This window comes from Micromonospora sp. WMMC415, from assembly GCF_009707425.1.
Classification (GTDB): Bacteria; Actinomycetota; Actinomycetes; order Mycobacteriales; family Micromonosporaceae; genus Micromonospora.
Genome location: NZ_CP046104.1, coordinates 4,708,659 through 4,725,285, shown reverse-complemented (window position 1 = coordinate 4,725,285; position 16,627 = coordinate 4,708,659). Strand labels below are relative to the sequence as shown.

Annotated in this window: 9 protein-coding genes and 3 rRNA genes; 9 read left to right on the top strand and 3 right to left on the bottom strand. The window is 69.4% G+C overall.

Annotated features, from left to right (window positions below; genetic code table 11):
• Positions 1-7 precede the first annotated feature (7 nt).
• Entirely contained in the window at positions 8-2,668 is a 2,661-nt protein-coding gene (gene ppdK / locus GKC29_RS22295) for a pyruvate, phosphate dikinase (RefSeq protein WP_155332668.1), read from the bottom strand.
• A gap of 179 nt (positions 2,669-2,847) precedes the next feature.
• Here ppdK and GKC29_RS22290 point away from each other — a divergent pair, with 179 nt between their 5' ends.
• The 3 genes from GKC29_RS22290 to GKC29_RS22280 all read left to right on the top strand — a co-directional run bounded on the left by GKC29_RS22290 (position 2,848) and on the right by GKC29_RS22280 (position 5,435).
• A complete protein-coding gene (locus GKC29_RS22290) occupies positions 2,848-3,345 on the top strand; it encodes a GNAT family N-acetyltransferase (protein WP_155332667.1) in 498 nt (165 codons plus the stop codon).
• A gap of 25 nt (positions 3,346-3,370) precedes the next feature.
• Entirely contained in the window at positions 3,371-3,994 is a 624-nt protein-coding gene (locus GKC29_RS22285) for a hypothetical protein (RefSeq protein ID WP_155332666.1), read from the top strand.
• A gap of 121 nt (positions 3,995-4,115) precedes the next feature.
• Positions 4,116-5,435 (top strand): hemolysin family protein, encoded by a 1,320-nt coding sequence (locus tag GKC29_RS22280; protein WP_155332665.1) that lies wholly within the window; start codon positions 4,116-4,118, stop codon positions 5,433-5,435.
• Between the two features lie 122 nt (positions 5,436-5,557).
• Here the strand turns inward: GKC29_RS22280 and GKC29_RS22275 are convergent, their stop codons facing one another.
• On the bottom strand, positions 5,558-5,947 hold the full coding sequence (locus GKC29_RS22275; protein WP_155332664.1) for a PaaI family thioesterase: 390 nt from the start codon (positions 5,945-5,947) through the stop codon (positions 5,558-5,560).
• 98 nt (positions 5,948-6,045) lie between these two features.
• On the opposite strand from GKC29_RS22275, the gene tyrS reads away from it, so the two are divergent.
• The 4 genes from tyrS (at position 6,046) to rrf (ending at position 13,181) form a co-directional block, all read left to right on the top strand.
• The gene (gene tyrS / locus GKC29_RS22270) at positions 6,046-7,332 is read left to right on the top strand and encodes a tyrosine--tRNA ligase (RefSeq protein WP_155334287.1); all 1,287 of its coding nucleotides are present in this window, start codon (positions 6,046-6,048) and stop codon (positions 7,330-7,332) included.
• Positions 7,333-7,964: 632 nt separating this feature from the next.
• Positions 7,965-9,480, top strand: a 16S ribosomal RNA gene (locus GKC29_RS22265).
• Between the two features lie 387 nt (positions 9,481-9,867).
• Positions 9,868-12,981: ribosomal RNA gene (locus tag GKC29_RS22260) — 23S ribosomal RNA — on the top strand.
• Between the two features lie 83 nt (positions 12,982-13,064).
• Positions 13,065-13,181: ribosomal RNA gene (rrf, locus tag GKC29_RS22255) — 5S ribosomal RNA — on the top strand.
• The 16S, 23S and 5S rRNA genes sit together here, the layout of an rRNA operon.
• 90 nt (positions 13,182-13,271) lie before the next feature.
• On the opposite strand, the gene GKC29_RS29655 is transcribed toward rrf, so the two are convergent.
• Positions 13,272-14,654 carry a hypothetical protein gene (locus GKC29_RS29655; RefSeq protein ID WP_196255964.1) on the bottom strand — a complete coding sequence of 461 codons (1,383 nt, stop codon included), beginning with the start codon at positions 14,652-14,654 and terminating at the stop codon, positions 13,272-13,274.
• Here GKC29_RS29655 and GKC29_RS22250 point away from each other — a divergent pair.
• Together GKC29_RS22250 and GKC29_RS22245 are read left to right on the top strand one after the other, a co-directional pair.
• Positions 14,610-15,599 (top strand): Replicase polyprotein 1ab, encoded by a 990-nt coding sequence (locus tag GKC29_RS22250; protein ID WP_196255943.1) that lies wholly within the window; start codon positions 14,610-14,612, stop codon positions 15,597-15,599. The two genes, GKC29_RS29655 and GKC29_RS22250, sit on opposite strands and share 45 nt — an antisense overlap.
• Positions 15,596-16,609 carry an HAD-IIA family hydrolase gene (locus GKC29_RS22245; RefSeq protein WP_155332663.1) on the top strand — a complete coding sequence of 338 codons (1,014 nt, stop codon included), beginning with the start codon at positions 15,596-15,598 and terminating at the stop codon, positions 16,607-16,609. Before GKC29_RS22250 ends, GKC29_RS22245 begins: the two co-directional genes overlap by 4 nt.
• Positions 16,610-16,627: the final 18 nt, after the last annotated feature.

Genomic DNA, 16,627 nt, shown 5'->3' with positions numbered 1-16,627 from the left:
ACCCCTCTCAACGGGAGTCGGACGCGCCGCCGGCCGGGTCGACGGCGGCCCGGCCGGCGGCCAGCCGGGCGATCGGCACCCGGTACGGCGAGCACGAGACGTAGTCCAGGCCGGCGTCGGCGAAGAAGGCGATCGACGCCGGGTCGCCGCCGTGCTCCCCGCACAGCCCGACGGTGAGGTCCGGGCGGGCCGCCCGACCCTCGGCCACGGCCAGCCGGACCAGCCGGCCCACTCCGGCCGCGTCGACCGTCTCGAACGGGGAGACGCCGAGGATGCCGCGCTCCAGGTACGTGCCGACGAACGTGGCCTCCACGTCGTCGCGGGAGAACGCCCAGGTCGTCTGGGTCAGGTCGTTGGTGCCGAAGGAGAAGAAGTGCGCCTCGTGGGCGAGGTCCCCGGCGGTCAGCGCGGCGCGGGGCGTCTCGACCATCGTGCCGACCGGGATCGGTGGGACGCCCGGTACGCCGGCGAGGACCTCCTCGATCTCGGCGCGGACGGCGGTCAGCTCCCGCACGTCGGTGACGAGCGGGACCATGATCTCCGGCCGGGGGTCCCCGCCGGCGCTGACCCGCTGCGCCGCCGCCTCGGCGAGGGCCCGGACCTGCACGGCGAACAGGCCGGGAACGGCCAGGCCGAGCCGAACCCCGCGCAGCCCCAGCATGGGGTTCGCCTCGTGCATCCGCCGGACGGCCGCCAGCAGGACGCCGTCCCGTCCCGGGTCCTCGCCCAGCGCCTCGGCGCGGGCCACCCGGGCGGTCAGCTCGTGCAGGGGTGGCAGGAACTCGTGCAGCGGCGGGTCGAGCAGCCGGACCGTCACCGGAAGCCCGTCCATCGCGGCCAGGATCTCGACGAAGTCCGCCCGCTGCACGGGCAGCAGCGCGGCCAGGGCGGTGGCCCGGGTCGCCGGGTCGTCGGCGAGGATCACGCGCTCCACCAACTCCCGGCGCTCGCCGAGGAACATGTGCTCGGTCCGGCACAGCCCGATCCCGGCCGCCCCGTACGCGCGGGCCCGCCGGGCGTCGACGGCCGTGTCGGCGTTGGCGCGCACCCCCAGCCGGCGGACCGCGTCGGCGTGCCGGAGCAGCCGGTCCACGGCGGCGACCAGGCGGTCGGACTCCGGGACCAGCTCACCGGCGAGGTAGCGGGCGACAGGGGACGGCGCGACCGGCACCTCGCCGGGGTACACCGCGCCGGTGCTGCCGTCGACGGAGACCACGTCACCGGCCCGGAGCACCCGGTCGCCGACCACGACCTCGCCGCGCTCCGCGTCGATCCGCAGCTCCTCGGCGCCGCAGACGCAGGTCCGTCCCATGCCGCGGGCCACCACGGCGGCGTGCGACGTCTTGCCACCGCGCGCGGTGAGCACACCCGAGGCGGCGATCATGCCGGGCAGGTCGTCCGGGTTGGTCTCCTGCCGGACCAGGATCACCGGTCCGGTCGCCGCGACGGCAGCCGCCGAGTCGAAGACGATCGCGCCGACCGCCGCGCCGGGCGACGCGCCGACCCCGGTGGTGAGCGGCGGCGGCGCCACCGCGAGGTCGAACGCCGGGAACATCAGCTGGGCCAGCTGGCCGCCGTCGACCCGGTGCAGCGCCTCGTCGGCAGTGATCAGGCCCTCGTCGACGAGCTGCGCGGCGATCGTGAACGCCGCGCCGGGCGTGCGCTTGCCGACCCGGGTCTGCAACATCCACAACCGGCCGCGCTCGATGGTGAACTCCACGTCGCACAGGTCCCGGTAGTGCCGTTCCAGGACACCCATGATCCGCATCAGCTCGCCGAAGCTCGCCGGGTCGGTCCGTTCCAGCTCGGCCAGCGGCACCGTGTTCCGGACGCCGGCCACCACGTCCTCGCCCTGCGCGTCGGGCAGGTAGTCGCCGTACACGCCCGGCTCCCCGGTGGCCGGGTCGCGGGTGAACGCCACCCCGGTGCCGGAGTCCGCGCCCAGGTTGCCGAAGACCATCGCCATCACGGTGACCGCGGTGCCGAGGTCGTCCGGGATGTGCTCGCGTCGGCGGTAGAGCACCGCGCGCTCGGCGTTCCACGACTCGAAGACCGCGCGGACGGCCAGGTAGAGCTGCTCGTGCGGGGCCTGGGGGAAGTCGTGCCCGACCTGCCCGGCGTACACCTTCTTGTACGTGTCGACCAGCGCGCGCAGCGTCGCCGCGTCCGGCCCGGCCGGCCCGGCGGCGGCGCGGACCGCGGCCAGCTCCCGTTCGAACTCCTCGGCCGGTACGCCGTGCACGGTCCGCCCGAACATCTGGATCAAGCGGCGGTAGGAGTCCCATGCGAAGCGCTCGTCACCGGTCCGCGCGGCCAGGCCGGCCACCGTGGCGTCGTTGAGGCCGATGTCGAGGATCGTCTCCATCATCCCCGGCATCGAGTACCGCCCACCGGAGCGGACCGCGAGCAGCAACGGGTCGTGCGGGTCGCCGAGCCGCCGGTCCAGCCGGGCCTCGATCTCCCGCAGGTGCGCGTTGACCTCGTCGAACAGGCCGACCGGCGGCCGGCCCTCGGCCAGGTACGCCCGGCACGCCTCCGTGGTCACGGTGAAGCCGGGCGGCACCGGCAGCCCGAGCCGCGTCATCTCGGCCAGGTTCGCGCCCTTGCCGCCGAGCAGGTCCGCCCTGCTCCGGTCGCCCTCGATGAAGTCGTAGACGTATCTCGTCATCGCTGCCGGCCTCCTCCGTCGCCCGCGGGACGTCGTCCCCCTTCGTTGGTAGCCCCGAGCGCCGTGGCCCCGGCAGGGCCGGACGGGACCCCGTGCGGGCCAGAGGTCCCGATCCGCGGCGGGCCCGGCCCGCCGCCGCTCGTCCGTAATGTCGGCCCCACGCCCTATCCTCGGCGTCTGTGACCGCCCAACTGCGACTGCGCCCGGTGCTCGACGACGATCTGCCGCTCTTCTTCACCCACCAGTTGGACGCCGAGGCCAACTGGATGGCGGCGTTCGGCCCGGCGGACCCGGCAGACCGCGCCGCGTTCGACGCCCACTGGCGCCGGGTCCGCGCGGACCCGGCCGTGATGTCGCGCACGGTGGTCGTCGACGGCGAGGTGGTCGGCCACGTGAACGTTTTCCCGGCCGACGGGCGCACCGAGGTCAGCTACTGGATCGACCCCCGCCGGTGGGGCCGGGGGTACGCCACCGGGGCGCTCGCCGCCCTGTTGGGTGAGGTGTCCCGCCGGCCGGTGCACGCCCGCGCCGCCAAGGACAACCGGGCGTCGCTCGCGGTGCTCCGCAAGTGCGGGTTCGTCGTCACCGGCGAGGACCGCGGCTACGCCCACGGACGCGGCGCCGAGGTCGAGGAGTGGATCCTGGAGCTGTCGGGCCAGGCCCCCGACCCGGCCTGACCAGGGCAGGCACTACCCTCGCGGGGTGAACTGGCTGGAACTGATCGGCTGGACCGGCTCCGCGGTGCTGGTCTGGTCGCTGCTGCAGACGCGCATCCTCCGGCTGCGCGCCCTGAACCTGATCGGCTGCCTCATCCTCATCGGCTACAACGCCGCGGTGCAGGTGTGGCCGATGGTCGGGTTGAACGTGGTGCTGGCGGCGATCAACGTCTGGTACCTGCGCACCATGCTCGCCACCCGGCACGACGAGGCGACCTACGAGGTGGTCGAGGTGGGCGTCGACGACCAGTTCCTGGCCCACACCCTCCGCGTGCACGCGGCCGACATCGCCCGGTTCAACCCCGGCTTCACCTGGCCGCCGGAGGGGGAGCGGTCGGCGTTCGTGGTGATGAAGGCCGACGAGGTCGTCGGGGTGGTGCTGTCGCACGCCGAGCCCGGCGGGGTGGCGCAGATCGACCTCGACTACGTCACCCGCCGGTTCCGCGACTTCACCCCGGGCGAGTTCGTGTACCGGCGCAGCCGGCTGTTCACCGACCGCGGGTTCCGCCGGGTGGTCAGCCCGCCCGGCATGGTCGCGCCCTATTACCACCGGCTCGGGTTCCGCCCCCAGGGCGACGCGTACGTGCTGGATCTGCCCGCCTCGGCGTGACACCTCCCCGCCGAGGGTTCGGTGGCTCCTCCGCGGGGCACAGATGCGCGTACGCCGGCGCCGCCCCGCCCGGCGGTGCCGGCGACGGACGCCGGCGCGGTCCGCAGGAGGAGTACCCGGCGTGCAGAGCTACGGGAGCCAACTGGCCCTGGTGGGTGTCCTGGTCGTCCTGAACGCGCTCTTCGCGGGCAGCGAGATGGCGCTGGTGTCGCTGCGGGACAGCCAGATCCAGCGCCTCGAACGCACCAGCCGGGCCGGGCGTACGCTGGCCCGCCTCGCCCGCGACCCGAACCGTTTCCTCGCCACCATCCAGATCGGCATCACCCTGGCCGGGTTCCTGGCCTCGGCGGCCGCCGCGGTGTCCCTGGCCCGGCCCCTGGTGCCGCTGCTGGCGCCGCTGGGCGGCGCCGCCGAGACGGTCGCGATCGTGCTGGTCACCCTGGCGCTGACGTTCGTCACGCTGGTCTTCGGCGAGTTGGCGCCGAAGCGGATCGCCATGCAGGCCGCCGAGCGGTGGGCGCTGCTGGTGGCCCGCCCGCTGGACGTGCTCGCCGGTCTCACCCGGCCGGCGGTCTGGGCGCTCGGCGCGACCAGCGACCTGGTGGTCCGCCTGGTGGGGCTCGACCCGAAGCACGAGCCGGACGAGATCGGCCCGGACGAGCTACGTGACATCGTCGCCAGCAACCACGGCTTCACCAAGGAACAGCGCATGATCATCGCCGGGGCGGTGGAGATCGCCGACCGGCAGCTCAAGGCGGTGCTCGTACCCCGGTTGCAGGTCTTCACGCTCGACAGCGGCACCACCGCGGAGGCCGCCCGGCTGGTGCTCGCCGCCACCGGCCACTCCCGGGCGCCGGTGGTCCGGCACGGCGGGCTCGACGACGCGGTCGGCGTGATCCACCTGCGTGACCTGGTCGGCATGCCGGACGCCCGGCCGGTCGACGAGATCGCCCGCCCGCCGATGCTGCTGCCCGACTCGCTGCCGGTGGTCGAGGCGCTGCGCCAGTTCAAGGCGGAGCGGCAGCACATCGCCCTGGTGGTGGACGAGCGCGGCGCGGTCGACGGGATCGTCACCCTCGAGGACATCCTCGAGGAGATCGTCGGCGAGATCTACGACGAGACCGACCGGGACGTCCGCTCGGTACGCACCGACCCGGACGGGTCGATGCTGCTGCCCGGCACGTTCCCCGTGCACGACCTACCCGATGTCGGCGTCGACCTGCCCGGCCGGCCCAGCGGCGACTACACCACGGTCGCCGGGCTGGTCCTCGCCGGCCTCGGCCACATCCCGACCGTGGCCGGGGAGAGCGTCACGGTCGACGGGTGGGAGCTGGAGGTGACCCGCGTCGACCACCGCGCCATCGACCAGGTGCGGGTACGCCGGGCCGCGCCCGCCCGCGACGACGAGGCCACCCCGGCCCTCGACCCGTCCCGCTCCTGACCGGTCACCGCCCGACCTCCACCGTCCCGGCGGTCGCGTGGCCTCCGGCGGGCGGGCTGTGCGCGTACCGGGTCGGGCCGGCGCGGTGCGGGGCGGCCGGGACGGGCCGGCGGTGGCGGCGGTCAGGCGGGCGTGAGGTTCTGGAGGCGGACCTGGCCGCGCGCGATCAGCCGGTCGTCGCCGTCGGTGACCTCCACCTGCCACAGCTGCTGGCTGCGACCCCGGTGCACGGGCGTCCCGACGGCGGTCAGCTCCCCGTCGCGGACCGCGCGGAGGAAGTCGGTCTGGTTCGACACGCCGACCACCTGGCCCCGGTCACCCAGCCACAGAGCGCCGCCGACGCTGGCCGCGGTCTCCACGACCGAGCAGTACACGCCGCCGTGCTGGATGCCGAACGGCTGGTGCAGCTCGGGGCGGACCTGCCACCGGATGACCACCCGGTCGGCACTCGCCTCATCGAACTTCAGACCGAGCAGCGCCACGAAACCACCCGTCAGGTCCGGCTCGTCCACGAAGACCCCTCCTCAATGAGCAGGCGGCCAGCGTAGCGGGCACCGGACCGGCAAACCCGGTACGGGCGGAGGCCGGTCATGGGGGAGAATCGGTGACCGTGACCGACACCAGCCTCCCGCCGTCCGGGCGGGACTCTCTCTTCGACGACCTGCGGTGGCGCGGCCTGATCCAGGACTCCACCGGCCTGGACGAGCTGCGCGCGCTGCTCGACGGCCCGGGAGCGGCCTTCTATGTGGGCTTCGACCCCACCGCGCCGAGCCTGCACGTCGGCCACCTCATGCAGGTCACCACCGCCCGGCGGCTCCAGCTCGCCGGCCACCGGCCGCTGCTGCTGGTGGGCGGTGCGACCGGCCAGATCGGCGACCCGAAGGAGAGCGCGGAGCGCACGCTCAACCCGCCGGAGGTCGTGGCCGGCTGGGTCGCCCGGATCCGCGAGCAGCTCGCGCCGTTCGTGTCGTACCAGGGCGCCAACGCGGCGCAGCTGGTCAACAACCTGGACTGGACCGCCGAGATGTCGGTGGTCGAGTTCCTGCGCGACGTCGGCAAGCACTTCCCGGTCAACAAGATGCTGGCCCGCGAGGTGGTCAGGGCCCGGCTGGAGAGCGGGATCAGCTTCACCGAGTTCAGCTACCAGCTGCTGCAGGCCAACGACTTCTTCGAGCTGCACCGCCGGCACGGCTGCCAGCTCCAGTACGGCGGCTCCGACCAGTGGGGCAACATCACCGCCGGCGTCGACTACATCCGCCGCCGGGGTGCCGGCCCGGTCGAGGCCTTCACCACGCCTCTGGTGACCAGGTCGGACGGGACGAAGTTCGGCAAGACCGAGGGTGGCGCCATCTGGCTGGACCCGGAGATGACCAGCCCGTATGCCTTCTACCAGTTCTGGGTCAACGTCGACGACCGGGACGTGAGCCGGTACCTGCGATTCTTCAGCTTCCGTCCACGGGCGGACCTGGAGGCGCTGGAGAAGGAGACGGCGGAACGGCCGGCGGCCCGGGCCGCCCAGCGGGCCCTGGCCGAGGAGCTCACCACCCTCGTGCACGGCGAGCGGGAGATGGCCCAGGTCGTCGCGGCCAGCCAGGCTCTCTTCGGGCGGGGCTCGTTGGAGGAGCTGTCCCCGGTCACCCTGCGGGCGGCGCTCACCGAGGCCGGGCTGGTCCACCTCGACGAGCTGCCCGATGTGGCCAGCCTGCTCAGGGAGTCGGGCCTGGTGCCGAGCAACAAGGAGGCGCGGCGGGTCATCGCCGAGGGGGGCGCCTACATCAACAACAACCGGGTGACGTCGGCCGACGCGGTGGTCACCCCGGAGGACCTGTTGCACGGCCGGTACCTGGTGCTGCGCCGCGGCAAGCGCTCGTTCGCGGGCGTCGAGCTGCGGAAATAGGCGTACGTCGAGAGTGTGACCGGGGACGCGTCCGGCGGATTTGACGATCACTCCGCCGGACGCGTACCTTTCTCTCTGCCAGCGCGGAACGGGCGAAAAAGGGCGAAAGTCCTGAACGGCCGGAGCGCGGGAATGACCTCAGGGGCGTGCGGTTGCTATCCGTGCGAACCTGGACCGGGCGGTGCCCCGGATCTGCCGGGAGGCGGATTTGGTGAGGCGGAACCGACCGGGTAAGGTTAACGGCCGGCAGGGAGCCGGGCGCGCTCGCGGGAAACCGCAGCGGCCGGTCTGCTGGAACCATGAAGCGAACGACGAGAGTCGGTCGCGATGTGGTGCCCCGGAAAATGGTGTGAAGCACGACAAAGCGCCACAGAGCGGTTTGACACGGCGGAAACCACCGGGTAACGTAGTAAAAGTGCCCGGCGCGAGAGCGGTGGGTGGGAGTGAAGCCCCGGATGGGGCCCACGGTGTGGGTTTCTGATGGTGTGTGGTTGTTCTTTGAGAACTCAACAGGGTGCTTGATAAGCCAGTGCCAAATTGTTTTATACCCCGGACTGGTCGAGGCTGTGGTTTCGGCTGGTTGGGATTCCTTTGGCAACACTTTGTTGTCGGGACAGTTTTTCAACAGGTTTTTGTTGGAGAGTTTGATCCTGGCTCAGGACGAACGCTGGCGGCGTGCTTAACACATGCAAGTCGAGCGGAAAGGCCCTTCGGGGTACTCGAGCGGCGAACGGGTGAGTAACACGTGAGCAACCTGCCCTAGGCTTTGGGATAACCCCGGGAAACCGGGGCTAATACCGGATAGGACTTCCTGCCGCATGGTGGGGGGTGGAAAGTTTTTCGGCCTGGGATGGGCTCGCGGCCTATCAGCTTGTTGGTGGGGTGATGGCCTACCAAGGCGACGACGGGTAGCCGGCCTGAGAGGGCGACCGGCCACACTGGGACTGAGACACGGCCCAGACTCCTACGGGAGGCAGCAGTGGGGAATATTGCACAATGGGCGGAAGCCTGATGCAGCGACGCCGCGTGAGGGATGACGGCCTTCGGGTTGTAAACCTCTTTCAGCAGGGACGAAGCGGAAGTGACGGTACCTGCAGAAGAAGCGCCGGCCAACTACGTGCCAGCAGCCGCGGTAAGACGTAGGGCGCGAGCGTTGTCCGGATTTATTGGGCGTAAAGAGCTCGTAGGCGGCTTGTCGCGTCGACTGTGAAAACCCGCGGCTCAACTGCGGGCCTGCAGTCGATACGGGCAGGCTAGAGTTCGGTAGGGGAGACTGGAATTCCTGGTGTAGCGGTGAAATGCGCAGATATCAGGAGGAACACCGGTGGCGAAGGCGGGTCTCTGGGCCGATACTGACGCTGAGGAGCGAAAGCGTGGGGAGCGAACAGGATTAGATACCCTGGTAGTCCACGCTGTAAACGTTGGGCGCTAGGTGTGGGGGGCCTCTCCGGTTCCCTGTGCCGCAGCTAACGCATTAAGCGCCCCGCCTGGGGAGTACGGCCGCAAGGCTAAAACTCAAAGGAATTGACGGGGGCCCGCACAAGCGGCGGAGCATGCGGATTAATTCGATGCAACGCGAAGAACCTTACCTGGGTTTGACATGGCCGCAAAACCGGCAGAGATGTCGGGTCCTTCGGGGGCGGTCACAGGTGGTGCATGGCTGTCGTCAGCTCGTGTCGTGAGATGTTGGGTTAAGTCCCGCAACGAGCGCAACCCTCGTTCGATGTTGCCAGCGCGTTATGGCGGGGACTCATCGAAGACTGCCGGGGTCAACTCGGAGGAAGGTGGGGATGACGTCAAGTCATCATGCCCCTTATGTCCAGGGCTTCACGCATGCTACAATGGCCGGTACAATGGGCTGCGATACCGTGAGGTGGAGCGAATCCCAAAAAGCCGGTCTCAGTTCGGATCGGGGTCTGCAACTCGACCCCGTGAAGTCGGAGTCGCTAGTAATCGCAGATCAGCAACGCTGCGGTGAATACGTTCCCGGGCCTTGTACACACCGCCCGTCACGTCACGAAAGTCGGCAACACCCGAAGCCGGTGGCCCAACCCGTCAGGGAGGGAGCCGTCGAAGGTGGGGCTGGCGATTGGGACGAAGTCGTAACAAGGTAGCCGTACCGGAAGGTGCGGCTGGATCACCTCCTTTCTAAGGAGCACCATCCACCGAAGGGTGGTATGGAGCCCGCGGCCCGCGGATGTCGGGTCGGGGTGCTCGATTGGCGGAGACACTGGCGAGTTTTTCCCTGGCAACGGCCGGGTTCTTCCTAGTACGGCCACTTCGGTGGTGTGGAACGGGGTCCTGGTGCGGCTGGGGGAGGATGATGGGCACCCTGTTGGGTCCTGAAGGAACAACCGGTGGTTGTCCTTTCGGAAACCATGACCTGGAGTTGAGTTCCAGGGTTGGTTGCCAGGCACGGCCTGGCCTCGCATACCGGATGCTGCCCCCGTGGGGGTGGGGTTGCTGGTGTGGGGTGTTTCGGGTTGTGGGTTGGTCGTTTGTTGAGAATTGCACAGTGGACGCGAGCATCTTTGTGGTCAAGTTGTCAAGGGCGAACGGTGGATGCCTTGGCACCAGGAGCCGATGAAGGACGTGGGAGGCCGCGATAGGCCTGGGGGAGCTGTCAACCGAGCTGTGATCCCAGGGTGTCCGAATGGGGGAACCCGGCATCAGTCATGTGGTGTCACCCGCACCTGAACTCATAGGGTGTGTGGAGGGAACGCGGGGAAGTGAAACATCTCAGTACCCGTAGGAAGAGAAAACAACAGTGATTCCGTGAGTAGTGGCGAGCGAAAGCGGATTGAGGCTAAACCGGCTGCGTGTGATACCTGTCAGGGGTTGCGTGGTCGGGGTTGTGGGACCCTGCTACACGAGCTGACACTCGTGTGAGGAGTTACAAAGCCAGTTGTTAGTCGAATGGTCTGGAAAGGCCGACCGTAGACGGTGATAGTCCGGTAGGTGAAAGCAGCTGGTCTTCTGTGGGTGTTCCCGAGTAGCGGCGGACTCCTGAAATCTGCCGTGAATCTGCCAGGACCACCTGGTAAGCCTAAATACTTCCTGGTGACCGATAGCGGACGAGTACCGTGAGGGAATGGTGAAAAGTACCCCGGGAGGGGAGTGAAATAGTACCTGAAACCGTTCGCCTACAATCCGTCGGAGCCTTGCGGGGTGACGGCGTGCCTTTTGAAGAATGAGCCTGCGAGTTAGTGGCATGTGGCGAGGTTAACCCGTGTGGGGGAGCCGTAGCGAAAGCGAGTCTGAATAGGGCGATTCAGTCGCGTGTCCTAGACCCGAAGCGGAGTGATCTAGCCATGGGCAGGCTGAAGCGCGGGTAAGACCGCGTGGAGGGCCGAACCCACCAACGTTGAAAAGTTGGGGGATGACCTGTGGTTAGGGGTGAAAGGCCAATCAAACTCCGTGATAGCTGGTTCTCCCCGAAATGCATTTAGGTGCAGCGTCGCGTGTTTCTTGCCGGAGGTAGAGCACTGGATGGTCTAGGGGGCCCACAAGCTTACCGAAATCAGCCAAACTCCGAATGCCGGTAAGTGAGAGCGCGGCAGTGAGACTGCGGGGGATAAGCTTCGTAGTCGAGAGGGAAACAGCCCAGATCACCAGCTAAGGCCCCTAAGCGTGTGCTAAGTGGAAAAGGATGTGGGGTCGCATAGACAACCAGGAGGTTGGCTTAGAAGCAGCCACCCTTTAAAGAGTGCGTAATAGCTCACTGGTCAAGTGGTTCCGCGCCGACAATGTAGCGGGGCTCAAGCACACCGCCGAAGCTGTGGCACTCACACAAGTACTTCGCCGGCGCTCTTCGGGGTGTTGGTGCAGGTGTGTGGGTGGGTAGGGGAGCGTCGTGCCGGGGGTGAAGCAGCGGGGTGACCCAGTTGTGGACGCGGCACGAGTGAGAATGCAGGCATGAGTAGCGAAAGAAGGGTGAGAAACCCTTCCGCCGGATGACCAAGGGTTCCAGGGCCAGGCTAATCCGCCCTGGGTGAGTCGGGACCTAAGGCGAGGCCGAGAGGCGTAGTCGATGGACAACGGGTTGATATTCCCGTACCCGCGAAGGAGCGACCCTGACGAACCTCGTTGTGCTAACCACCCGATCTGTGGGCGGTCTTCGGACCAAACACGGGGAGCGTGGGAACCTGGCGGGTAGTAGTCAAGCGATGGGGTGACGCAGGAAGGTAGCTGAGCCCGGCCGGTGGTTGTGCCGGGGTAAGCGTGTAGGCCGTGCTGTAGGCAAATCCGCAGCACACATAGGCTGAGACGTGATGCCGAGCCGATTCAGGTGAAGTCAGTGATCCTATGCTGCCGAGAAAAGCCTCTAGCGAGTTCCGAGCGGCCCGTACCCCAAACCGACACAGGTGGTCAGGTAGAGAATACCGAGGCGATCGGGCGAACTGTGGTTAAGGAACTCGGCAAATTGCCCCCGTAACTTAGGGAGAAGGGGGGCCGGAGACGTGAAGCCCCGCGCGGGTGGAGCGTTGTATGGCCGCAGAGAGCAGGGGGAAGCGACTGTTTACTAAAAACACAGGTCCATGCGAAGAAGTAATTCGATGTATATGGACTGACGCCTGCCCGGTGCTGGAACGTTAAGGGGACCTGTTAGCTCTTTCGGGGGCGAAGCGGAGAACTTAAGCGCCAGTAAACGGCGGTGGTAACTATAACCATCCTAAGGTAGCGAAATTCCTTGTCGGGTAAGTTCCGACCTGCACGAATGGCGTAACGACTTCCCCACTGTCTCAACCACAGGCCCGGCGAAATTGCACTACGAGTAAAGATGCTCGTTACGCGCGGCAGGACGGAAAGACCCCGGGACCTTTACTATAGCTTGACATTGGTATCTGAATTAGCTTGTGTAGGATAGGTGGGAGCCGGTGAAGCTCGCACGCCAGTGCGGGTGGAGGCAATCTTGAAATACCACTCTGGTTGGTTTGGGTATCTAACTTCGGACCGTTATCCGGTTCAGGGACAGTGTCTGGTGGGTAGTTTAACTGGGGCGGTTGCCTCCTAAAGGGTAACGGAGGCGCCCAAAGGTTCCCTCAGCCTGGTTGGCAATCAGGTGTTGAGTGCAAGTGCACAAGGGAGCTTGACTGTGAGACTGACAGGTCGAGCAGGGACGAAAGTCGGGACTAGTGATCCGGCACTGGCATGTGGAAGCGGTGTCGCTCAACGGATAAAAGGTACCCCGGGGATAACAGGCTGATCTTCCCCAAGAGTCCATATCGACGGGATGGTTTGGCACCTCGATGTCGGCTCGTCGCATCCTGGGGCTGTAGCAGGTCCCAAGGGTTGGGCTGTTCGCCCATTAAAGCGGTACGCGAGCTGGGTTTAGAACGTCGTGAGACAGTTCGGTCCCTATCCGCCGTGCGCGTAGGATACTTGAGAAGGGCTGTCCCTAGTACGAGAGGACCGGGACGGACGAACCTCTGGTGTGCCAGTTGTCCCGCCAGGGGCACGGCTGGTTAGCTACGTTCGGAAGGGATAACCGCTGAAAGCATCTAAGCGGGAAGCTCGCTTCAAGATGAGGTATCCCACCACCTTCGGGTGGGTAAGGCCCCCAGCTAGACGACTGGGTTGATAGGCCGGAAATGTAAGCCCGGTAACGGGTTCAGTTGACCGGTACTAATAGGCCGAGGACTTGACCAACAAAGCTGCTACGCGTCCACTGTGCAACTCCCGACAAACGAACAACAAACCCGTGTGGGTGTTGTTTGACATGTCGATAGAGTTACGGCGGTCATGGCGGAGGGGAAACGCCCGGTAACATTCCGAACCCGGAAGCTAAGCCCTCCAGCGCCGATGGTACTGCACTCGGGAGGGTGTGGGAGAGTAGGACACCGCCGGACAATCTTCCAGTCGAGGGCCGCCCCATCCGGGTCGGCCCTCGACTGCGTGGCGCCCCAGGTGGCGCAATCAGGAAGGATGAACCTGTGAGCTCAGGACCGCACGGCGGCGATCGCCCGCGTCGATACGAAGACCGTCCGGCCGGCCGCGACGGCACCCCGCGCCGGGGCGACCGCCCGTCGTACCGCGACGACCGCGCCGGCGAGCGCGGCGGCGACCGCCGGGGCGAGTTCCGGTCCCGCGACGACGAGCGGCAGGGCGGCTTCCGGGACCGCGAGGGCTTCCGCGGCGACCGCCGCGAGGGCGGCGCCCGTGGTGGCGACCGCCAGGGATTCCGCGGCCCCGACCAGGGCTTCCGCCGCGAGGAGGGCTACCGGTCCGGCTCCCGTGAGGGTGGCTTCCGCAGTGACCGTGAGGGCGCTCGGGGCGGTGAGCGCCGTGAAGGTGGCTTCCGTGGCGGTGAGCGCCGCGAGGGCGGCTTCCGCGGTGGCGAGCGCCGTGAGGGTGGCTTCCGGGGCGGTGACCGTGAGGGTGGCTTCCGGGGCGGTGACCGTGAGGGTGGCTTCCGCGGTGGCGAGCGCCGTGAAGGTGGCTTCCGTGGCGGTGAGCGCCGTGAGGGTGGCTTCCGCGGTGGTGAGCGCCGTGAGGGTGGCTTCCGCGGTGACCGTGAGGGCGCTCGGGGCGGTGAGCGCCGTGAGGGTGGCTTCCGCGGTGACCGTGAGGGCGCTCGGGGCGGCGAGCGCCGTGAGGGTGGCTTCCGCGGTGACCGTGAGGGCGCTCGGGGCGGCGAGCGCCGTGAGGGTGGCTTCCGCGGTGACCGTGAGGGCGCTCGGGGCGGCGAGCGCCGTGAAGGTGGCTTCCGTGGCGGTGAGCGTCGCGAGGGTGGCTTCCGGGGCGACCGTGAGGGTGGCTTCCGCGGTGGCGAGCGCCGTGAGGGTGGCTACCGGGGCGGTGAGCGCCGTGAGGGTGGCTTCCGGGGCGGTGACCGTGAGGGTGGCTACCGGGGTGGTGAGCGCCGTGAGGGTGGCTTCCGGGGCGGTGAGCGCCGCGAGGGTGGCTACCGGGGCGGTGAGCGCCGCGAGGGTGGCTACCGGGGCGGTGACCGTGAGGGTGGCTTCCGCGGCGGTGAGCGTCGTGAAGGTGGCTTCCGGGGCGGTGAGCGTCGTGAGGGTGGCTTCCGGGGCGACCGTGAGGGTGGCTTCCGCGGTGGCGAGCGTCGTGAAGGTGGCTTCCGGGGCGGTGAGCGCCGTGAGGGTGGCTTCCGGGGCGACCGTGAGGGTGGCTTCCGCGGTGGCGAGCGCCGTGAGGGTGGCTTCCGGGGTGACCGCCGGGAGCGGCCCGAGGCCGAGACCGGGCCCGAGGCGCCGGCCGCGCCGATACTGTCCGACGAGATCGTCGCGACCGACCTGGACAAGGACGTCCGGGCGGAACTGCTCTCCCTGGCCAAGGGCGTGGCGGAGAAGGTCGCCCGGCACCTGGTCGCCACCGGTCAGCTGATCGACGAGGACCCGGCCGAGGCACTGGCGCACGCCCTGGCGGCCCGCCGGCTCGCTTCGCGTATCGCCGCTGTCCGTGAGGCGGTCGGGCTGGCCGCGTACCACGCGGGGGAGTGGCAGACGGCGGTGGCCGAGCTGCGGACGTACCACCGGATGACCGGCCTCCAGAGCCACCTCGCCGTCCTCGCGGACTGCGAGCGGGCCCTGGGCCGCCCGGAGCGGGCCGTCGACCTGTTCCGGGGCGCGGACCGGACCAAGCTGGACCAGGCCGTGGCGATCGAGTTGCTGATCGTGGCCGCCGGAGCTCGCGGTGACCTGGGCCAGAAGGACGCGGCGGTGGCGATGCTCCAGGTTCCGGAGCTGACGAGTGACGCGGCCGAGCCGTGGACGTCCCGGCTGCGGTACGCGTACGCCGACGCGTTGCTCGCGGTGGGCCGCCGCGAGGAGGCCCGCGAGTGGTTCTCCCGCGCGGCGGAGGTCGACACCGACGGCGAGACCGACGCGGCCGAGCGCCTGCTGGAACTCGACGGTGTGGTGATCGAGGGCGACGACGAGGACGAGGTCGACGACTTCGCCGCCGGGCCCGGCGCGCCGGGGGCGGTTCCGGCGGAGCCGGACGCCGACCTCACCGGTGGGGGCGACGTCGAGCCGGCGACCGGCGCCGACGCCGCCGCAGGCGACCGTCGGGCCGCCGACGCCGAGGACCACACCGCCGACGACGCCGGCCGCGACACCGACGCCGACGTCGAGGTGGCGGCGGCCGGCGCGGGGACGGCGGTGCCGGACGCAGGTGCGGTCGCTGACGACCTGGCCGAGGACGAGCTCACCGACACCGAGGCGCGCCGCCTCGGGGGTGCGTCGTACCTCGGCGCGGCCGACGTCGACGAGGCCCGGCGCGACGAGCCGGGCGCCGACCGGCGATGACCGACGGGCGGCTGGTCGACGGGTACAGCCTGGTCGTCTTCGACCTGGACGGTGTGATCTACCTGATCGACCAGCCGATCCCCGGCGCGGTCGAGGCGGTCGGCCGGCTGCACGCCGAGGGGCGGGCGGTCGCGTACGCGACGAACAACGCCTCCCGCCGGTCGAGCGAGGTCGCCGACCTGCTCACCGGCATGGGCGTCGCCGCCCGGGCGGAGGAGGTCCTGACGTCCGCGGCCGCCGCCGCGGAGCTGCTCCGCGACCGGTACCCGGCGGCGGCGCCGGTCCTGGTGGTCGGCGCCGAGGCGCTGCGCGCCGAGGTCCGCGCCGCCGGGCTCACCCCGGTCAGCCGGGTCGAGGAGTCGCCGGTCGCGGTCGTCCAGGGGTACGGGCCGCAGGTCGGTTGGAGCGACCTCGCTGAAGCCGCGGTCGCGATCCGGGGCGGCGCGACCTGGATCGCCACCAACACCGACCGGACCCTGCCCAGCGGCCGTGGCCCGCTGCCCGGCAACGGCGCCCTGGTGGCCGCGCTGCGCACGGCGCTCAACCGCGACCCGGACGTGGTCGTGGGCAAGCCGGAGCCGCAACTGTTCGCCACCGCCGCCCGCCGCGCCCGCACCGGCCGGACGCTGGTCGTGGGCGACCGGCTGGACACCGACATCGAGGGCGCCGTCCGGGCCGGCCTGGACAGTCTGCTCGTACTCACCGGTGTCAGCGGCGTGGCCGAGCTGCTGGCCGCCGTTCCCGAGCGGCGGCCGACGTACGTGTCGGAGGACCTGGCGGGGCTCTTCGACCCGGCGGCCGCGGTGCGGGTGCCCGGCCCGGCGGAGGCCGCGGGCTGGTCGGCGACGGTGCGCGACGGGCGGGTGGAGCTCTCCGGTGCGGGACGCCCGCTGGACGCGCTGCCGGCGCTGTGCGCGGCGGCGTGGTCGGCGGCGGAACCGGTGTCGGTGCGGGCCACGTCGCCCGAGGCCGACCTGGCGCTCGCGGCGCTGGGTCTGCTCGCCGACTGACCCGGCGACCGCCCGCGG

What these genes read in the sequence shown, in the direction of transcription:
- ppdK (WP_155332668.1), bottom strand. Translation starts at nt 2,668, where the DNA reads ATGACGAGATACGTCTACGACTTCATCGAGGGCGACCGGAGCAGGGCG.
- GKC29_RS22245 (WP_155332663.1), top strand. Translation starts at nt 15,596, where the DNA reads ATGACCGACGGGCGGCTGGTCGACGGGTACAGCCTGGTCGTCTTCGAC.